Raw genomic sequence first — 17,768 nt, 5'->3', positions numbered from 1 at the left:
TAGTTTGGTGAGCTGATGTCTGAGATCAATCCGAACGGGTCGGGGGACCGGGACGGCACTTCGCAGGGGGACATGACGGTCGCGCAGCTGCGCGAATGGCTCAGGAACTGGGTCGCGGAGGTCACGGGCCAGCCCGCGAGCGCGATCACGGACGACCGGCCGATGGAGGAGTTCGGGCTGTCGTCGCGCGACGCCGTCGCGCTGAGCGGTGAGATCGAGGAGCTCGTGGGCGTGACGCTCACGGCGACCGTCGCGTATCAGCACCCGACGATCGCGTCGCTCGCGCAGCGCATCATCGACGGCGAGCCCGAGGTAGCGGACGTCGTGGACGACGCCTTCTACGCGTCGAACGACACGACGGACGCGCACGACATCGCGATCGTCGGCCTCGCGACCCGCCTGCCGGGTGCGGGCGCGACGCCCGAGTCGACGTGGGAGATGCTCGCGGCCGGCCGTGACGGCATCCGCGATCTGCCCGAGGGCCGCTGGGCGGAGTTCCTGGCGGATCCCGTCATCGCCGCGGCGGTGGCGAACGCGAACACGCAGGGCGGGTACGTCGACGGGCTCGACGGTTTCGACGCCGAGTTCTTCGCGATGTCGCCGCTCGAGGTCCGCAACGTCGATCCGCAGCAGCGGCTCGCGCTCGAGCTGACGTGGGAGGCGCTCGAGCATGCGCGGATTCCCGCGAACGAACTCAAGGGTTCGCGGGTGGGGGTGTTCCTCGGCAGTTCCGCGAACGACTACCAGCTGCTCGCGGTGAGCGATCCCGCGGGAGCGCATCCGTACGCCCTCACCGGTACGTCGACGGCGCTCGTCGCGAATCGCGTGTCGTATTTCTACGACTTCCAGGGGCCGTCGCTCACTCTCGACACGGCGTGCTCGTCGTCGCTGGTCGCGGTGCATCAGGCGGTCCGTTCGCTGCGGTCGGGCGAGTCGGACGTCGCCGTCGCGGGCGGCTTCAACATGCTGCTCGCGCCCGCCGCGACGCTCGGCTTCGATCAGCTCGGGGTGCAGGCGCAGAACGGCCGGATCAAGGCGTTCTCGTCGGATGCCGACGGCATGATCCGCGCCGAGGGCGGCGGCATCGTCGTCCTCAAGCGGCTCGAGGACGCCGAGCGCGACGGCGACGACATCCTCGCCGTTGTGGCCGGTAGTGCCGTCAACCAGGACGGCCGGTCGAACGGCATCACGGCGCCGAACCCGGAGTCGCAGGTCGATGTGCTGCGCAGCGCGTACCGCGATGCCGGCATCAATCCGGTCGGCGTCGACTACATCGAGGCGCACGGCACGGGCACGATCCTCGGCGACCCGATCGAGGCGGACGCGCTCGGCCGCGTCGTGGGCCGTGGCCGTGACGCCGACAAGCCCGCCCTGCTGGGCTCGGCAAAGACGAACTTCGGGCATCTCGAGGCCGCGGCGGGTGCCGCGGGCCTCATCAAGGTCGTGCTGTCGATGCAGCACGACGAGTTGCCGCCGTCGCTCAACTACGCGGGCCCGAACCCGTACATCCCGTTCGAGCAGGCGCATCTCGAGGTGATCCCCGAGACCCGCCCGTGGCCGCGTTACAGCGGGCGCGCCGTCGCGGGCGTGTCCGGCTTCGGCTTCGGCGGAACGAACGCGCACGTCGTCGTGCGCGAGTACGTGGCGCCAGAGCCCGCCGACGTGGATGGGCCCGCCGACGTGGACGAGCCCGCCGAGGTGGCTGCGCCGGCCGCAGTCTCCGATGCGTCCGACGAGATCGTGTTGCTGCCGGTGTCGGGTGCACTGCCGTCGCGGCGTAAGCGCGCGGCCGCCGAACTCGCCGACTGGCTCGAGACCGAGGCGGGCAGCACGACGCCGCTCGCGGACGTCGCCCGCGCCCTCGCGCGACGCAATCACGGTCGCTCGCGCGGCGTCGTCGTCGCGAAGACCCGCGCCGAGGCGATCGCCGGGCTGCGCGCGATCGGCTCCGGAAAGCCGGGACCCGGTGTCTTCACGGCGGATTCGCCCGCCGCGAAGGGGCCGGTGTGGGTGCTCTCGGGCTTCGGCTCGCAGCACCGCAAGATGGGCAAGCAGCTCTACCTCGAGAATCCCGTGTTCGCGAAGGCGATCGACGAGGTCGACGAACTCATCGAGTTCGAGGCCGGGTACTCGATGAAGGAGAAGTTCCTCGACGACGCGATCGACTACGACGTCGAGACGTCGCAGGTCGGCATCTTCGCGATCCAGATCGGCCTCGCCGCGTTGCTGCGTCACCACGGCGCCGACGCCGAAGCCGTCGTCGGGCATTCGATGGGCGAGGCCGCGGCGGCGTACATCTCGGGCGGTCTCTCGCTCGAGGACGCCGTGCGGGTCATCTGCTCGCGCTCGCGTCTGATGGGCGAGGGCGAATCGACGTTGCAGGGCGACGACATCCGCCTCATGGCGATCGTCGAGTACAGCGCCGACGAGATCGAGGCGCTGCTGCCGTCGTACCCGAAGCTCGAGGTCTGCGTGTACGCGGCGCCGACGCACACCGTCATCGGTGGTCCGCAGCCGGACGTCGAGGCGATCGTCGCGCAGGCGGAGTCGACCGAGAAGTTCGCGCGGATCCTCCAGACGAAGGGCGCGAGCCACACGTCGCAGGTCGATCCGATCCTGGGCGAGTTCGCCGCAGAACTCGCCGGTCTGGAGCCGTCGTCGCCGAAGCTCGGCGTGTACTCGTCCGTCGACAAGGACACCTTCTACCGGCCGGGCCACGACCCGATCCACGTCGAGGACTACTGGACGAAGGGCATGCGCTACAGCGTGTACTTCGACAACGCGGTGCGTCTCGCCGTCGGCAACGGGCACAGCACGTTCGTCGAGCTGGCGCCGAACCCCGCGGCCCTCATGTCGGTCGCGGCGAGCGCGTATGCGGCGGGCCTGCACGACATGCAGCTGATTCAGACCCTCAAGCGCAAGGAGGACGACGTCCTCGGCATGTACACCGCGTTCGCGCAGTTGTACGTGCACGGGCACGCCGTCGATCTCGGAACACTGCTTCCCGCAGGGGGATTCGCGGAGATCCCGCGGACGGCGTTCGTCCGCAAGTCCTACTGGCTCGATACCGTCGTCTCGACGAGCGGTGAGGGACGCGTCCCGGGATCGCACGTCGCACTGCCCGACGGCCGCCACGTGTGGGAGGTGCGCGCCGACGTCGTCACCGACGTCGACGTTCTGGTGAGAGCTGCTGCGGCGCAGGTGCTCTCGGACGTCACGCTGACGGCGTCGGTCGCGCGGGGTGACGTGCCGGCGGCCGGGACGCTCACGACGACGCTGAGCCCGCATCCGGGTGGTGCGTCGATCCAGGTGCACGCGAAGGCCGGGACCGAGTTCACGCTCGTGCGTGAGGCCGTCGTGACGGCGGGCGAGCCGCTCGCGGAGCCCGCGATCGCACCTCCGGTGCCGGTATCGGCCGAGGACGTCGTCGAGCTCCCCGAGGTGGTCGAGGACATCGGCGGCGAGAAGTGGGATCCGAACGGCAGTCAGACGCTCGAGGAGCGGCTCGCGCTCATCGTCGCGGAGTCGATGGGCTATGCGCCCGAAGATCTTCCGGAGGAGATCGCGCTCATCGAGCTCGGCCTCGACTCGCTCATGGCGGTGCGGATCAAGAACCGCGTCGAGTACGAGTTCGACATTCCGCAGCTGCAGCTGCAGGCCGTGCGCGACGCGAATCTCCGTGAGGTCGGCAAGTACCTGCGGTACGCCGTCGAGAATCGCGACGAGGTGCAGGCACTCGCCGACAAGCAGGCCGCGGAGAAGGAAGCCGAGAAGCAGGCCGAGCTGGCAGCGGAGAACACGGATACGCCCGATGCGCCGGTGTCGGATGCTCCTGTCGCGGATGCGCCCGTAGCCGAGGCGAGCGAGACCGCAGCTCCCGAGGCTCCGGTGGGTGTCGGTGCGCAGCAGTCGATGATGGCGACCAAGGAGGCATTCGCGACGGCGACCGGCTCCGACGTCCCGCCGCGTGACGCCGCCGAGCGGCTCACCTTCGCGACGTGGGCCGTCGTGACGGGCGAGTCGGCGAAGGGCATCTTCAATCCGCTGCCCATCCTCACCGACGACAAGGCGGAAGCCCTCGCGGCGCGGCTGACCGAGCGGTCGGGCGGAGAGATCACCTTCGACGACGTGCTCGACGCGACGACGATCGAGGAACTCGCGACCGTCGTGCGCGCCTTCCTCGAGGACGGCGGCAAGATCGACGGCCTCGTGCGCACGCTGCGCGAGCGTCCCGAGGGATCGAATGCCGTGCCCGTCTTCGTGTTCCATCCCGCGGGCGGTTCGACGGTCGCGTACGAGCCGCTGCTCAAGCGGCTGCCGGCCGACACCCCGATGTACGGCCTCGAGCGGACCGAAGGGCCGATCGAGGAGCGTGCGAAGGTCTACCTCCCGCTCGTCGAGGAGATTCAGGGCGACGGCCCGTACGTACTGTACGGCTGGTCGCTGGGTGGTGTCCTCGCGTACGCCGTCGCGAAGCTGTTGCGCGACAAGGGACGTGACGTCGCCGTCGTCGGCCTCATCGACACGGTGATGGCGGGCGAGCAGGTGCCGGACACGCCCGACGAGATCCGCAAGCGCTGGCAGCGGTACGCGAAGTTCGCGAAGAAGACGTACGGCGTGGACTACCCGCTGCCGTACGACCAGCTCGCGGCCGCGGAGTCCGACGAGGAGCAGATCAAGATCCTCACCGACCTGCTCAAGATGAGCGGCACCAAGATTCCCGGCGGCATCATCGAGCATCAGCGCACGAGCTGGCTCGACAACCGGGCGATCCAGACCGCGACGGTCGAACCGTACGACGGCGACGTCGTGCTCTACATGGCGGACTCGTATCACGAGGACGCGATGGAACTCGAGCCCGCGTTCCGCACCCGCAAGCCCGACGGCGGGTGGGGCGACGCGGTGGCGAACCTCGAGGTGATCCACATCGGCGGCGACCACATCCAGGCGGTCGACGAGCCGTACATCGGCAAGGTCGGCGCCGACCTGACGACCAAGCTCGCGCGCATCTCGGCGGGCCGCGAGACCGGAAGTGGAGTGCAGCGATGACTGTGACGACGACGGCGGAGAAGCTCGCGGAACTGCGCGAGAAGCTCGAGAAGTCGAAGGAACCGGGTTCGGAGCGCGCGATCGAGAAGCGCAAGGCGAAGGGACTTCCGAGCCCGCGTGAGCGCATCGACATGCTGCTCGATCCGGGCAGTTTCGTCGAGGTCGGCGCGCTCGTGAAGATGCCCGGCGATGCGAACAATCCGTACGGCGACGGCGTCGTCACGGGGCACGGCACCGTCGAGGGCAGGCCCGTCGCGGTGTTCGCCCACGATCAGACCGTCTTCGGCGGCACCGTCGGCGAGATGTTCGGCCGAAAGGTGGCCGGCATCATGGAGTTCGCGGCGAAGATCGGTTGCCCGTGCGTCGGCATCAACGACTCGGGCGGCGCACGCGTCCAGGACGCCGTGACCTCCCTCGCGTGGTACGCGGAGCTCGGCCGACGGCAGGAGCCGCTGTCGGGCATGTGCCCGCAGATCTCGATCATCCTCGGAAAGTGCGCGGGCGGTGCGGTGTACGCACCGATCAACACCGACATCGTCGTCGCGACCGAGGAGGCGTACATGTTCGTCACCGGTCCCGACGTGATCAAGTCGGTGACGGGCGAGGACATCAGCCTCGAAGACCTCGGAAGTGCCCGCAAGCAGGCCGAATACGGCAACATCCACCACGTCGCGCCCGACGAGAAGGCCGCGTTCGAGTGGGTGCGCGAGTACCTGGGCTTCATGCCGTCGAGCTGCCAGGAGCATCCGCCGATCGTGAATCCGGGCCTCGAGCCCGAGATCACCGAGTCGGACCGGACTCTCGACTCGTTCATGCCCGACGCGGACAACGCCGGGTACGACATGCACGACATTCTGCTGCGCATCTTCGACGACGGCACGCTGCACGAGATCGGCGGACAGGTCGCGCCGAACATCATCACGGGTCTCGCACGTGTCGACGGTCGTTCGGTGGGCGTCGTCGCGAATCAGCCGATGTTCCTGTCGGGTGCGCTGGACGCCGCGAGTTCGGACAAGGCCGCGCACTTCGTCCGCATCTGCGACGCGTACGAGATTCCGCTCGTGTTCGTCGTCGACACGCCGGGATTCCTGCCGGGTGTCGAGCAGGAGAAGATCGGCGTCATCAAACGTGGTGGCCGGTTCATCTTCTCGTTCGTCGAAGCCACCGTCCCGAAGGTGACCGTCGTCGTCCGCAAGTCGTACGGCGGCGGGTACGCCGTCATGGGCAGCAAGCAGCTCGGCGCCGACATCAACCTGGCGTGGCCGACGGCCCGGATCGCGGTGATGGGAGCCGAGAGTGCCGTGAGCATCATCGGCCGCCGCCAGATCGAGGCGGCGGGGGAGAACGCGCCGGCCGTGCGTCAGCAGCTGATCAACTTCTACAACGAGCACGTCGCGACGCCGTACATCGCGGCCGAGCGCGGCTACATCGACGCCGTGATCGAGCCGTCGAACACCCGCCTCGAGATCCGCAAGGCGCTGCGCCTGCTCCGCGACAAGCAGGTCGAGCGCAACCCGCGCAAGCACCATCTGATGCCGCTGTAGGAGCGTAGGCGCTGCGCGCTCGTGAGCGACTTTCCGGTCCCCATGCCGAAAGATCACTCACGAGCGGCGAAGCCGCCTACACCCGGACGGTCGCGGGAGCGTGCGAGACCGGTGCCGGCGCGGCGGTCGTTGCGGGCTCGTCGGTGCGGCGCGTCGTCGTCGCCGCGACGAGGATGTACGCGGCGAACGACACTCCGGCGGCGAGGAAGGTCGTCCAGCCGTCGACGGACGGGCCGACGAGATCGTTGGGGATGTACAGCAGCGTGTTGTCGACGCCGTAGATCGTCGGGGTGAGGACGAAGAACCCGATGCGCACCGAGATTCCGGCGACGACGGCGGCGGCGACGGCACGGGCGTCGCCGCGCTTCCAGTACAGCCCCAGGATGAACGGTGCGACGATGCTCGCGAGCAGCAGATCGAACGTGAGCGTCAGCAGGATGCCGGTCTGCGGCACGCGCAGTGCGACGACGGCACCCAGCGCGGCCATCGGGATCATCGCGAAGCGCGTCGCCTTCATGACGTCCGCGGACATCGCGCCGCTGTTGCCGCCGATGCGAAGCACGTTGCGCACCAGGACGCTCGCGGTGGAGAGCAGGATGCCGCTGACCGTCGTGAGCGACGCGATGACGAGCCCCGAGATGACGACGATCGCCAGCCAGGTCGGTGCGTACTCGCCGAGCAGGACGTAGAGAATCGGTCCGTGTGCGGCGTCGGCGCCGACGATGGAAACTGCAGCGACCGCGACGAGCGACAGTGGGACACAGACGATGAGGATTCCTGCCGCTGCCGAGAAGCACGCCCGCTGTGCGATCTCCGGCGACTTCGCCGAGAACACTCGCTGCATGAGGTCGATCGCGACGAGGTTGCCGAGGCCGAGGGCGACGATCGTCGCCCAGTTGATCGCGGCACCTTCGGCGGCGCTGGTGAGCTGGCTCAGATCACCGACGCCGAGTCCGGGCTCGGCGGAGAAGCCGGGTCCGGTGGCGACCCACACGACGAGTGCCGCGCTGCCCACGGCCAGCACAGCGAACTGCACCATGCCGGTGTAGACGCTCGCGAACATTCCGCCCGCCATCGTGTAGGCGAGCGCGAACGGAATCAGGGCGAGAACGGCCCACGTGTAGCTGATGCCGACGAAGAACTCGAGCAGGAAGCCGAGGGCGACGAGGTTGCCGGCGAGGAGGATGCCGAAGCTCATCACGGTGAGCAGCGATGCCGTGACCTCGGTCCCGCGGCCGAAGCGTGACGCGAAGAACTCGGGGAGCGTGACGATCTCGGTGCGGCGCAGCTTCTTCGCGAACGCGAGACCCACGAGAAGAACGGCGAGGGCGACACCGATGGGCATTGCTGCACCCGCCCAGAACCCGAAACTCGCGGCGAGGTCGGCACTCCCGAGTGTCGCATTGGAGTCGACGACCTGCGACATGAGCAGCACGGCGACGACGGGAGTGCCGAGCGAGCGGCCCGCGACGAGGAAGTTATCGGTCTCGCCGCGTACCCGCCGCGTCGAATAGAAGCCGACGGCGACGACGAGCGCGAGACAGATCGCGACTCCGGTGATGATCATGGGTGCTCCGATCGGGAGGAGTGTCGTCGGACACGGCGGCGGGTCCGAGAGTGCGTGGTGGAGTGAGGTCAGGCGTGGGCGGCGCGTGCGGCTTCGCGCCCGAGCGAATAGAGCGGACGTGCGTCGCCGGGAAGCGCGATCGCGCCCTCCGCGACGCGGCGGCGCAGATACTCGAAACTCTGTGCCGTCTGCGCGAAGAGATGGTCGCCGGCGACGACGGAGCCGTATTCCTCGCTAGCACCGGCGAATCGGGGCAGCGGCTCGATCCGCGTGTCGTAGTCGACGTTGAAGAACAGCGGGAACGAATAGCGTTCGGTCGCGACCTTGCGAACCCGATGCGACGTGGCGACGAACTCACCACCAGTCCAGATCTCCAGCAGATCACCGGTGTTGAGGACGAGCGCGTCCTCGCGATACGGAACGTCGATCCATTCGCCGTCCCCGCCCAGAACCTGTAGGCCGGGAGCGGTGGGACGCAGCAGAGTGAAGACCTCGTAGTCGGTGTGGGCGCCGATGCCGGGCCGATCGTGCGCGGAGTCGTCGTGGGGGTAGTGGATGAGACGGAGCTGCGCAGGTGGTGTCGTCACGAAACGGTCGAAGGCGTCCTCGGACTCGCCGAGGGCGAGCGCGAAGGCACGTAGGACGTGGCGCCCGACCTCGAAGACTGCGTCGTAGTAACGCGCGACCGGCTCGGCGAAGTCGTCGAGTGCGGGCCACTGGTTGGGGCCGAGCAGCGGGTTGCCGGCGACGTAACGCGCGTCGTCGGAGGGAAGGTCGATCGAGAGGTCGTACGCCTCTTTGAGGTCCGGAGTCGCGCCCGCGAAGACCTCTTCGCCTGCGGGAACGTAGCCCCGATGGTTCGTCGAGTTGCCGATGTACACCGACATCTTGTCGTCGGTGCTCTGTGCGAAGAAGCGTGTCGTCGCGGTCAGCATGGCGTCGAACGTCTCGGGGGTGATGCCGTGCCCGACGACCTGGGCGAATCCGACTTCGCGTGCGGCGGAACCGAGTTCACGTGCACATGCGGCACGTTCGGCGGCGTCGGCGGATCGGAGCCGCGAGATGTCGACGACGGGGATGGAGGTGAAGGTGTCGGTCACGGGGTCACTCCTGGTTCGCGGCGACCCAGGTCCGGGTGTACGGGGCACCGTCGGGGTCGAGGTTTGCTGTCGTGGCTCCGCCCGGGTGGAAGCGGGGGTCGAGGCGGGTTCCTTCGCGGAAGGGAAGCGTGGAGAAGGTGATGGTCCAGGCGTCGCCGACGATGTCACCGAGCGCGATCTCGCAGTCGAGTGCGTCCTGCGCGTCGCGCAGTGCGGCATCGGGATCTGCCCGGCCGATGGTGCGCGGCGGATGCCCGCGCGCCCAGCCGAAGCGGTCGCCGACGCGGACGAGCACGCCGTCGGCGCCGTTCTCGGTGTCGGTCAGCCGGTGCGCCTCCGCGTCTCCGCGTGCGCGCTCCGTCCAGTGCTCGAGGTAGTCGGCGTGAACGCCACGTTCGATCAGGTGGTCCGGTCCGTACTCGAGTGTTCCGGCGTCGACGGCGGCGCCGGGATGCAGGTCGACGACGTGGGACCACTCGACGTGTGCGGGGATCGTGCCCGATGCGGCGCGGTCGGTGAGTCGTCCTGCGAAGCCTTCCTGGCGGGCGAGTTCGGCGAGATCCGTGCGCTCCATCCGGCGCAGGCATGTGCCGCGCGGTCGGACGAAGTCGGCGGGCCGGCGGACGTCGCAGAACCAGGCGGGTCCCTGGACCCATTCGACCGTGCTCGTGTCGTCGACGTACGAGCCTTGTGTGAAGAGCGTGCGGATGAGCACGGATCCCGTGAGGTCCGTGGCGGTGGGCTGGATCGCCGGGGAAGCGGCAGGTGTCGGAATACCTGTCATACGACAGAAAACTACTGGCGATCGCGTCCGTTCCGGTTTCCGCTCCGTAAAAGGCTGATTACGTCTGCAGCTCGGCCGGGCGCATCATCGAACGAGCAATCGGAGTGAAAACTGTTGTACGGCAGAGATATAGAGCACTATCCGTCGGTGAGTATCGCGTGGCCGGCACGCGCGGCCTCCACTGCCGCGACGGCGCCGACGCCGATGACGCGCAGTGCCGCGTCTGCGGTGCGGGCCGCAAACGCGGCATCGACGGCGTTGTCGAGGCGGCGACGCAGGATCGCACTCTCGACGAGCCCGAACACGAGATCCGAGAGATCCGCCGCCATCGGCGCCGTGACGTCCGGGCACTGCGTGACCAGCGCGTTGTACACCGAACGCAGGCGTGTGCGCTCGACGTGGAAGGACTCGAAGCGTTCGTCGCCGAGCTCGGGCAGCAGGTAGAGGGAGCCGAGATTCTCGTCGCCCGACACGAGCAGTGTGGTGTCGAACGCGCAGAGCGCCCACAGCCGGGCTTCCGGGCTCTCGGTGCGGTCCACCAGGCTCTCCGCGAAGCCGACGCTCGGCTTGACGGTGTCGAGCAGCAGGGTGAGCAGAATGGCGTGCTTGCCCGAGAAGTAGTGGTACATCGTGGCTTGCGACACGCGTGCGGCCGCGGCGATCTTGTAGGTGCTGACGCTGCCGTACCCCTCGGTGCAGAACAGGCATGCGGCAGCGTGCAGGATCTCCTGTTCCGTCGACAGTCCGCTGACGGAAGGACCTGCAGCGCGGGGTTGTCCACGACGGGCCATCGCCCGATAGTACGTCGGGAACGCGGTGGATCCCGGCGAGGGGCACTGTCGCGCCGGTTAACTCAGGCTTTACATCGGGGAGACTGCGGTGACACGCCGCTCGCGTTCAATTTCTGTCAACCGAACGAAAAGACGGCGGGAGGATGCAATGAGCATCGACGTACCGGGAATCGCTACCGCGTCCGAGAGTGCCACGAGCACGACCGAGGGCGCGCGATCGCACGCGCGGGCGCAGGAGGGGACTGTCGTCCACACGGCGCCGACGGTGCCGGCCTCGCGCGCCGAATCGCTACCCGACGGCGTGACCGGCGACGATGTGCTGTGGAGCGACCGGATTCCGGGTGGCGGCTACGCCCATCGCGTACTGGCGGCGGGTACGTGCGTGCGCCTCACCGATCTCGACGGCGACGCATGCGCGTCGCTGGTGCTGTTCAACGCGGACGCGCCCTGGGAACGGCTGAACGTGGCCGACACCGTGAAGATCCAGTGGCAGGTGTACGCAGACGAGGGCTATCTCCTGCTGAGTGACCAGGCGCGGGTGCTCGCGACGATCGTCGGCGACGACTCGCAGCGGCACGATCTGATCTACGGCGCATCGTCGAGAGCTCGCAACGAAGAACGGTACGGAGACGGGCAGATTCAGGGCCCGAGCCCCGCGGGGCGCGAGTTGCTCGCGGTCGCCGCGGCCAAGAACGGGCTCGGGAGACGGGATCTTCCCCCGACGGCGTCGTTGTTCCAGGGAGTGCGCATCGACGGTGAAGGGCACCCGCAGTGGACGGGCTCCGCCGGCGCCGGAGCGTCCGTGACGCTGCGCACCGAACTCCCGGTCGTGATGCTCGTCGCCAACGCGGCGCACCCGCTGGATCCGCGCGACGAGTACACGTGCAGCCCGATCGAAATCCTCGGGTGGCGCGAGCGGACGACGACCCCGGACGACCCGCAGTGGTCGGCGACCCCGGAGGGACGCCGCGCCTACGAGAACACCGTCGACTACCGCATGAGCAGGGGAATCGCATGAGCCGCTTCGGAACCGAGAACTTCCGCGAGACCGTCGCACCGCGGGCCCCGTGGAGCAGGGTGATCGCGGCGGGTGAAGTCCTGTCCATCGTGGATCTCGACGCGAATCAGGCCGTCGACTTCCTGGCGTACGACGCGCACGATCATTCGCGTGCCTACAGCGCCCAGGCCACGCTCCAGGCGCAGCCGAGCGTCTACCTCACGACCGGAAGCGTGCTGCGGGACAACGAATACGACCCGCTGCTCACGATCGTCTCCGACGACGTCGGTCGCCACGACACGCTGGGCGGTGCGTGCTCGCGCGAGTCGAACACACTGCGTTACGGCCACCACACGTACTCGCAGCACGGATGTGCCGACAACTTCCTCGCCGAGCTGGGCCGATATGGCATGGGTAAGCGCGACCAGGTCTCGAACGTCAACTGGTTCATGAACGTTCCCGTCGAGGAGAGCGGGACGCTGGGCATCGTGGACGGTATCTCCGCTCCAGGACTGTCGGTGTCGATGCGCGCCGAGAAGGACACCCTCGTGATCGTGTCCAACTGTCCTCAGATCAACAACCCGTGCAACGGTTTCGACCCGAGCCGTGCCGAGATGGTGGTGTATTCCGGTGCCTGAGTCTCTCGAGAACCCACGTCCTGTCCGTACTCTGCTCGTCGCCAACCGCGGCGAGATCGCGTGCCGCGTCATCCGTACCGCGAAGCGCCTCGGAATTCGCACGGTCGCGGTCTTCTCCGAGGCGGACCGTGGGGCCGCGCATGTCGCGATGGCGGACGACGCGGTCTCGCTCGGAGCGACTGCCCCGGCGGAGTCGTATCTGAACGTCGAGGCCGTGCTCTCCGCGGCCAAGTCGAGCGGCGCCGATGCGATTCATCCCGGATACGGATTTCTCTCGGAAGACGCCGATTTCGCGTCCGCGGTCGAAGGATCAGGGCTGGCCTTCGTCGGGCCTACGCCGGACGCGCTGTGTGCCTTCGGCGACAAGCACACCGCCCGCGCGGCCGCGGTGGCGGCGGGAGTGCCCGTTTTCGCGGGCACCGGGCTGCTCCCCGACGCGGACACCGCGGTGACCGAGGCCCGCGCCGTCGGCTACCCGGTGATGCTCAAGGCGACGGGCGGTGGCGGCGGCATCGGTATGTCGGTGTGCCGCACCGACGACGAAGTGCGCGATGCGTACGAGAGCGTCGTGGGGCTCGCGATGCGCAGCTTCGGCTCCGGCGGCGTCTTCGCGGAGCGCTACGTCGAGAACGCCCGCCATGTCGAGGTACAGGTGTTCGGCGACGGCGCGGGGCGTGTCGTCTCGCTCGGCGACCGCGACTGCTCGCTGCAGCGTCGCAACCAGAAGGTCGTCGAGGAGGCGCCGGCCCCGGCGCTGCCGGACGAGGTGCGGACGGAACTCGCCGCATCGGCACGCCGACTCGCCTCGTCGATGAACTACCGCTCTGCCGGCACTGTCGAATTCGTCTACGACCCGCAGCGTGGCGAGGCCTCGTTCCTCGAGGTCAACGCGCGGTTGCAGGTCGAGCACCCCGTCACCGAGGCGGTGACGGGAGTCGATCTCGTCGAATGGATGCTGCGGGCTGCCGGCGGTGACACCGGCTTCCTCGCCGAGTACGGCGACGAGGTCCCTGTAGCGGGGCACGCCGTCGAGGCGCGCGTGTACGCCGAGGATCCCGCTGCCGACTTCCGGCCGAGCGCGGGCGTCGTGACGTGCGCACGTTACCCGTCGGGTGAAGGCGTGCGTGTCGATTCGTGGGCACGGACCGGAACGGACGTCCCGACGGCCTACGACCCGCTTCTCGCGAAGGTGATCGTGACGGGCGCCGACCGCACGGCCGCGGTCGCTGGTCTGGCGGATGCCCTGGCCGACACGCGAATCGACGGCATCGAGGTCAATCTCGGGATGCTGCGCGCTGCAGTGGCCCTGCCCGCTTTCGCGGCGGCCGAGCACACGACCCGCACCCTCGTCGACCTCGGCGATCCGGAGCCCCGCATCACGGTCGCCCGTCCGGGGTTGCTCACGACGGTGCAGGACGCCGACGGCCGGGTCGGATACTGGCAGGTCGGCGTTCCCCCGTCGGGCGCGATGGACGATCGCTCGTTGCGGCTCGCCAACCGATCTCTCGGCAACGACGAGAACGCGCCGGGCCTCGAATGCACCTCGGGCGGGCCGGAACTCGTGTTCAGCCATGCCACGTGGGTCTGTGTCGCGGGCGCGCCTGCGACCGTCACCGTCGACGGTGGTGCCGTCGCGCAGTGGGAACCGGTACTGGTGCCCGAGGGTGCCCGGCTGTCGGTGGGGGAGGCGTCGGCGGGTCTGCGCACCTGCATCGCGTTCGCCGGCGGTCTCGACGTCCCCGACTACCTGGGGAGCGCAGCGACGTTCACGCTCGGCAAGTTCGGGGGTCACGGTGGCCGTGCGTTGCGGCCGGGTGACGTTCTCCGGCCGCGCGAGCACGACCGCGCACCGGACGGGCCTGTCGACCCCGCACAGCGTCCGTCGTTCCCGGCGCACTGGGAACTGACCGTCGCGGAAGGGCCGCACGGTGCGCCGGAGTTCTTCACGCGCAGCGACATCGAGACCCTCTATGCGTCCCGCTACGAGGTCCACTTCAACTCGGCGCGCACGGGTGTGCGGCTCGTCGGGCCGAAACCGGAGTGGGCGCGTCGTGACGGCGGGGAGGCGGGGCTGCATCCGTCGAACATCCACGACAACGCCTACTCGATCGGCGCGCTCGACTTCACCGGCGACACACCGATTCTGCTCGGTCCCGACGGCCCCAGCCTCGGCGGATTCGTCTGCCCTGTCACGGTGGTGACGGCCGATCGCTGGAAGCTCGGCCAGCTGCGTCCGGGCGACACGCTGTCGTTCGTTCCCGCGACGGACCGCCGGCGAATCGCCACCGCGGGACTCGGTGCAGCGGGCGACGACGGCGTCCTGCGCCGGATCGACGGCGAGGCGGGAGGCGGTGCCGAGGCTCCCGCCGTCACGTACCGACGTCAGGGCGACGACGCCATCCTGGTCGAGTACGGCGACATCGTGCTCGATCTCGCGCTCCGCGCCCGGGTTCACGCACTCCACACCGCACTGGCGGAACAGCGGATTCGCGGCATCCTCGATCTCACGCCCGGAATCCGGTCGCTCCAGGTGCACGTCGACCCGGACGTCCTGTCGCAGGCGAAGCTCCTCGATCTGCTGATCGAACTGGAGCATTCCCTGCCCGCGGCACGGGATCTCGTCGTCCCGAGCCGCGAGGTGCGACTGCCGCTCAGCTGGGACGATCCGGCGACGCGCGAGGCGATCGAGCGCTACATGGCGGGTGTCCGCGACGACGCGCCGTGGTGCCCCTGGAACATCGAGTTCATCCGTCGGATCAACGGACTCGACACGGTCGACGACGTCTACCGGACGGTGTTCGACGCGTCGTATCTCGTTCTCGGACTGGGTGATGTCTACCTCGGCGCGCCGGTGGCGACGCCGCTCGATCCGCGCCACCGGCTCGTGACGACGAAGTACAACCCCGCCAGGACGTGGACCGCGGAGAACTCGGTCGGCATCGGCGGCGCGTACCTGTGCGTCTACGGTATGGAGGGCCCCGGCGGCTACCAGTTCGTCGGCAGAACGACGCAGGTGTGGCGTACGCATCCGCGACCGGACGAAAATCCGTGGCTGCTCCGGTTCTTCGATCGCATCAGCTGGTATCCGGTGTCACCCGACGAACTGCTCGACATGCGCGCCGATGTCGCGGCGGGCCGTCGCGAACTCGAGGTGACGGAGGGCAGCTTCTCGCTCGCCGAGCATGAGCGCTTCCTGGCCGACAACGCCGCGTCGATCGCGCAGTTCCGGGAACGGCAGTCGACGGCGTTCGAGGCGGAGCGGCAGGCGTGGGAGCGTGCCGGTGAGTTCGATCGCGCGGAGTCCGCCGCTGCGGCGATTCCGGTCGCGGTGGAGGACGTCGTCGTTCCCGACGGCGGCGTCCGAGTGGACGCCCCGTTCACCTCGAACGTGTGGAAGGTCGATGTGGCAGAAGGCGATACGGTCGAGGAGGGCCAGCAGCTCGTGGTGCTCGAAGCGATGAAGATGGAAACGGCGATCACTGCTCCCGCGAGCGGCGTCGTGACGTCCGTTGCCGCCGCGCCTGCGGCGCAGGTCGATGCGGGAGATCCGCTCGTCGTGCTCGGGCCGGTGGCGCAGTGAGCCCCGTCGACGACGTGGTCCGCAGCCGGCCCGAGGTGTTCCTCGCGGCGCGCACCGATGCCGAGATCGAGGGCGACCGGAGGGCGGCACAGGGTCCGCTCGCCGGTCTTCGTCTCGCGGTGAAGAACAACGTCGACGTCGCCGGGTTCGTTACGACCGCAGCATGTCCCGCGTATGCCTCGGACCCCGCGGAGGCGGATGCGCCCGCTGTGGCGAGGCTGCGGGGCGCCGGAGCAACCGTCGTCGGCGTCACGAACCTCGATCAGTTCGCGACGGGTCTCGTCGGGCAACGCAGCCCGTACGGAGGTGTCCGCGACGCGCGGCGGCCCGACTTCGTCTCGGGCGGTTCGAGTTCGGGGCCGGCCGTCGCCGTCGCACTCGGTGCCGCCGATATCGCGATCGGGACCGACACGGCGGGCTCCGGGCGGGTTCCCGCCGCGTTCCAGGGGCTGGTCGGGATCAAGCCGACGCTGGGTGTCGTCTCGACGGAGGGTGTCGTGCCCGCATGCCCGTCGTGGGACGCCGTGACGATCATGGCGCGCGATGTCGACACGGCCGACGCGGCGACGGCGGCGATGGCGGGAGGGCCGGGGACTCGTGCGTGGCCGGCGAACGTACCGCTCGCCGCTCCCGAGCACGCGCGCATCGCGGTTCCGGCGGAACTGCCCGCGATGGCGGCGGGCTGGGCCGAAGCATTCGACGCTGTGGTGCAACGGTTCCGCGACGGTGGCGTCGCTGTCGAGCCGATCGAGTTCGGCCCCTTCCTGGAGGCGGCACGTCTGCTGTACGACGGCGCGCTCGTCGCCGAAGGCACGCCGCGGTCGGTGAGTTCGTCGACCGCAACCCCGAGGTCGTCGATCCGACGGTCGGAGCGATCGTGACGGCAGCGGGCGACGTGTCGGGCTCTGCCTACGTTCGTGACCGTGTCCGTCTCGACGCGCTCGCGAGCGAATGTGACCGCCTCATAGCGGGTTTCGATGCTCTTCTCGTTCCGACCGCACCGTTCCAGCCCACGCGTGCGGAGGTGGCCGCCGAGCCCGTCGCCGCGAACTCGCGCGTCGGGACGTACACGAACTTCTGCAATCTGCTCGACATGTGCGGGGTCGCGGTTCCGGCCGGAGTCGTCGACGAGGGCGACGCGGGTGAAGCCCAGTTCGGTGTGACGGTCGTGGCCCGGGCGTTTCACGATGCCGTCGCGCTGGATCTCGCGCGCCGCGTCGTCGTCGCACCGCGCAGTGTGGCGGCGGCCGAGGCGTCGGGTCCGCTGCCGCGTCCCGATCGACCATGGCCCGAGGTGGCGGGTGCGTCGTCCACGGCGCTGTTCGTCGTCGGTGCTCACCTGCGTGGCCAGCCGCTCGAGGGGCAGCTCACCGCTCTCGGGGCGCGGTGGGGTGGTGCTGCGCGTACCGCGCCGCGCTACCGGCTGAGTGCGCTCGACACCGTGCCCGCCAAGCCGGGGCTCACGCGGGTGGACTCGGGCGCCGTGATCGAAGGCGAGATCTGGCATCTGTCCGACGGCGCGTTGGGTCGATTCCTCGCGGCACTGCCGGCGCCGATGAACCTCGGCGCCGTCGAACTCGACGATGGCACGGGCGGCGACGGAACGTGGGTCGTGGGCTTCGGGTGTGCGGCGGATGCGGCAGCGGCTGCCGTCGACATCACCGAATACGGCGGCTGGCGGGCATACCTGGGCGCTTTGCGCTCGTGAGTGAGTTTCC

Annotated in this window: 9 protein-coding genes and 1 pseudogene; 6 read left to right on the top strand and 4 right to left on the bottom strand. The window is 69.1% G+C overall.

The window, feature by feature from the left end:
- Positions 1-72 precede the first annotated feature (72 nt).
- Positions 73-5,049 (top strand): polyketide synthase Pks13, encoded by a 4,977-nt coding sequence (gene pks13 / locus RR1_RS13780; protein WP_010838090.1) that lies wholly within the window; start codon positions 73-75, stop codon positions 5,047-5,049.
- Positions 5,046-6,593 carry an acyl-CoA carboxylase subunit beta gene (locus RR1_RS13775; RefSeq protein WP_010838089.1) on the top strand — a complete coding sequence of 516 codons (1,548 nt, stop codon included), beginning with the start codon at positions 5,046-5,048 and terminating at the stop codon, positions 6,591-6,593. The genes pks13 and RR1_RS13775 overlap by 4 nt, the downstream gene beginning before the upstream one ends.
- Positions 6,594-6,669: 76 nt before the next feature.
- On the opposite strand, the gene RR1_RS13770 is transcribed toward RR1_RS13775, so the two are convergent.
- The 4 genes from RR1_RS13770 to RR1_RS13755 all read right to left on the bottom strand — a co-directional run bounded on the left by RR1_RS13770 (position 6,670) and on the right by RR1_RS13755 (position 10,835).
- Positions 6,670-8,160 (bottom strand): high affinity choline transporter 1, encoded by a 1,491-nt coding sequence (locus RR1_RS13770; RefSeq protein ID WP_010838088.1) that lies wholly within the window; start codon positions 8,158-8,160, stop codon positions 6,670-6,672.
- Between the two features lie 68 nt (positions 8,161-8,228).
- Positions 8,229-9,260 (bottom strand): isopenicillin N synthase family dioxygenase, encoded by a 1,032-nt coding sequence (locus RR1_RS13765; protein WP_010838087.1) that lies wholly within the window; start codon positions 9,258-9,260, stop codon positions 8,229-8,231.
- 4 nt (positions 9,261-9,264) lie between these two features.
- Positions 9,265-10,044 carry a hypothetical protein gene (locus RR1_RS22915; RefSeq protein WP_010838086.1) on the bottom strand — a complete coding sequence of 260 codons (780 nt, stop codon included), beginning with the start codon at positions 10,042-10,044 and terminating at the stop codon, positions 9,265-9,267.
- Positions 10,045-10,181: 137 nt separating this feature from the next.
- Positions 10,182-10,835: a TetR/AcrR family transcriptional regulator gene (locus RR1_RS13755; RefSeq protein ID WP_010838085.1), complete on the bottom strand. Its 654-nt coding sequence runs from the start codon at positions 10,833-10,835 to the stop codon at positions 10,182-10,184.
- A gap of 148 nt (positions 10,836-10,983) precedes the next feature.
- Here RR1_RS13755 and RR1_RS13750 point away from each other — a divergent pair, with 148 nt between their 5' ends.
- From RR1_RS13750 to atzF, 4 genes and pseudogenes are all read left to right on the top strand, one after another.
- Entirely contained in the window at positions 10,984-11,853 is an 870-nt protein-coding gene (locus RR1_RS13750; protein ID WP_010838084.1) for an urea amidolyase associated protein UAAP1, read from the top strand.
- Positions 11,850-12,470, top strand: coding sequence for an urea amidolyase associated protein UAAP2 (locus RR1_RS13745; RefSeq protein WP_010838083.1), 621 nt, complete (start codon positions 11,850-11,852; stop codon positions 12,468-12,470). The genes RR1_RS13750 and RR1_RS13745 overlap by 4 nt, the downstream gene beginning before the upstream one ends.
- On the top strand, positions 12,463-16,050 hold the full coding sequence (uca, locus tag RR1_RS13740; RefSeq protein ID WP_010838082.1) for an urea carboxylase: 3,588 nt from the start codon (positions 12,463-12,465) through the stop codon (positions 16,048-16,050). The genes RR1_RS13745 and uca overlap by 8 nt, the downstream gene beginning before the upstream one ends.
- Positions 16,047-17,758 (top strand): annotated as a pseudogene (gene atzF, locus RR1_RS13735) (allophanate hydrolase). The gene uca and the pseudogene atzF overlap by 4 nt, the downstream one beginning before the upstream one ends.
- The last annotated feature ends 10 nt before the right edge of the window (positions 17,759-17,768 follow it).

The organism is Rhodococcus rhodnii NBRC 100604 (genome assembly GCF_001894925.1).
GTDB lineage: Bacteria > Actinomycetota > Actinomycetes > Mycobacteriales > Mycobacteriaceae > Rhodococcus_F > Rhodococcus_F rhodnii.
Note: the sequence above shows the minus strand (reverse complement) of the source record. Positions and strands in the feature narration are given on the sequence as shown.

Coding starts and splice junctions, on each gene's coding strand:
- RR1_RS13775 (WP_010838089.1), top strand. CDS start 5,046: ATGACTGTGACGACGACGGCGGAGAAGCTCGCGGAACTGCGCGAGAAG.
- pks13 (WP_010838090.1), top strand. CDS start 73: ATGACGGTCGCGCAGCTGCGCGAATGGCTCAGGAACTGGGTCGCGGAG.
- RR1_RS13755 (WP_010838085.1), bottom strand. CDS start 10,835: ATGGCCCGTCGTGGACAACCCCGCGCTGCAGGTCCTTCCGTCAGCGGA.
- RR1_RS13770 (WP_010838088.1), bottom strand. CDS start 8,160: ATGATCATCACCGGAGTCGCGATCTGTCTCGCGCTCGTCGTCGCCGTC.
- RR1_RS13745 (WP_010838083.1), top strand. CDS start 11,850: ATGAGCCGCTTCGGAACCGAGAACTTCCGCGAGACCGTCGCACCGCGG.
- RR1_RS13750 (WP_010838084.1), top strand. CDS start 10,984: ATGAGCATCGACGTACCGGGAATCGCTACCGCGTCCGAGAGTGCCACG.
- RR1_RS22915 (WP_010838086.1), bottom strand. CDS start 10,044: ATGACAGGTATTCCGACACCTGCCGCTTCCCCGGCGATCCAGCCCACC.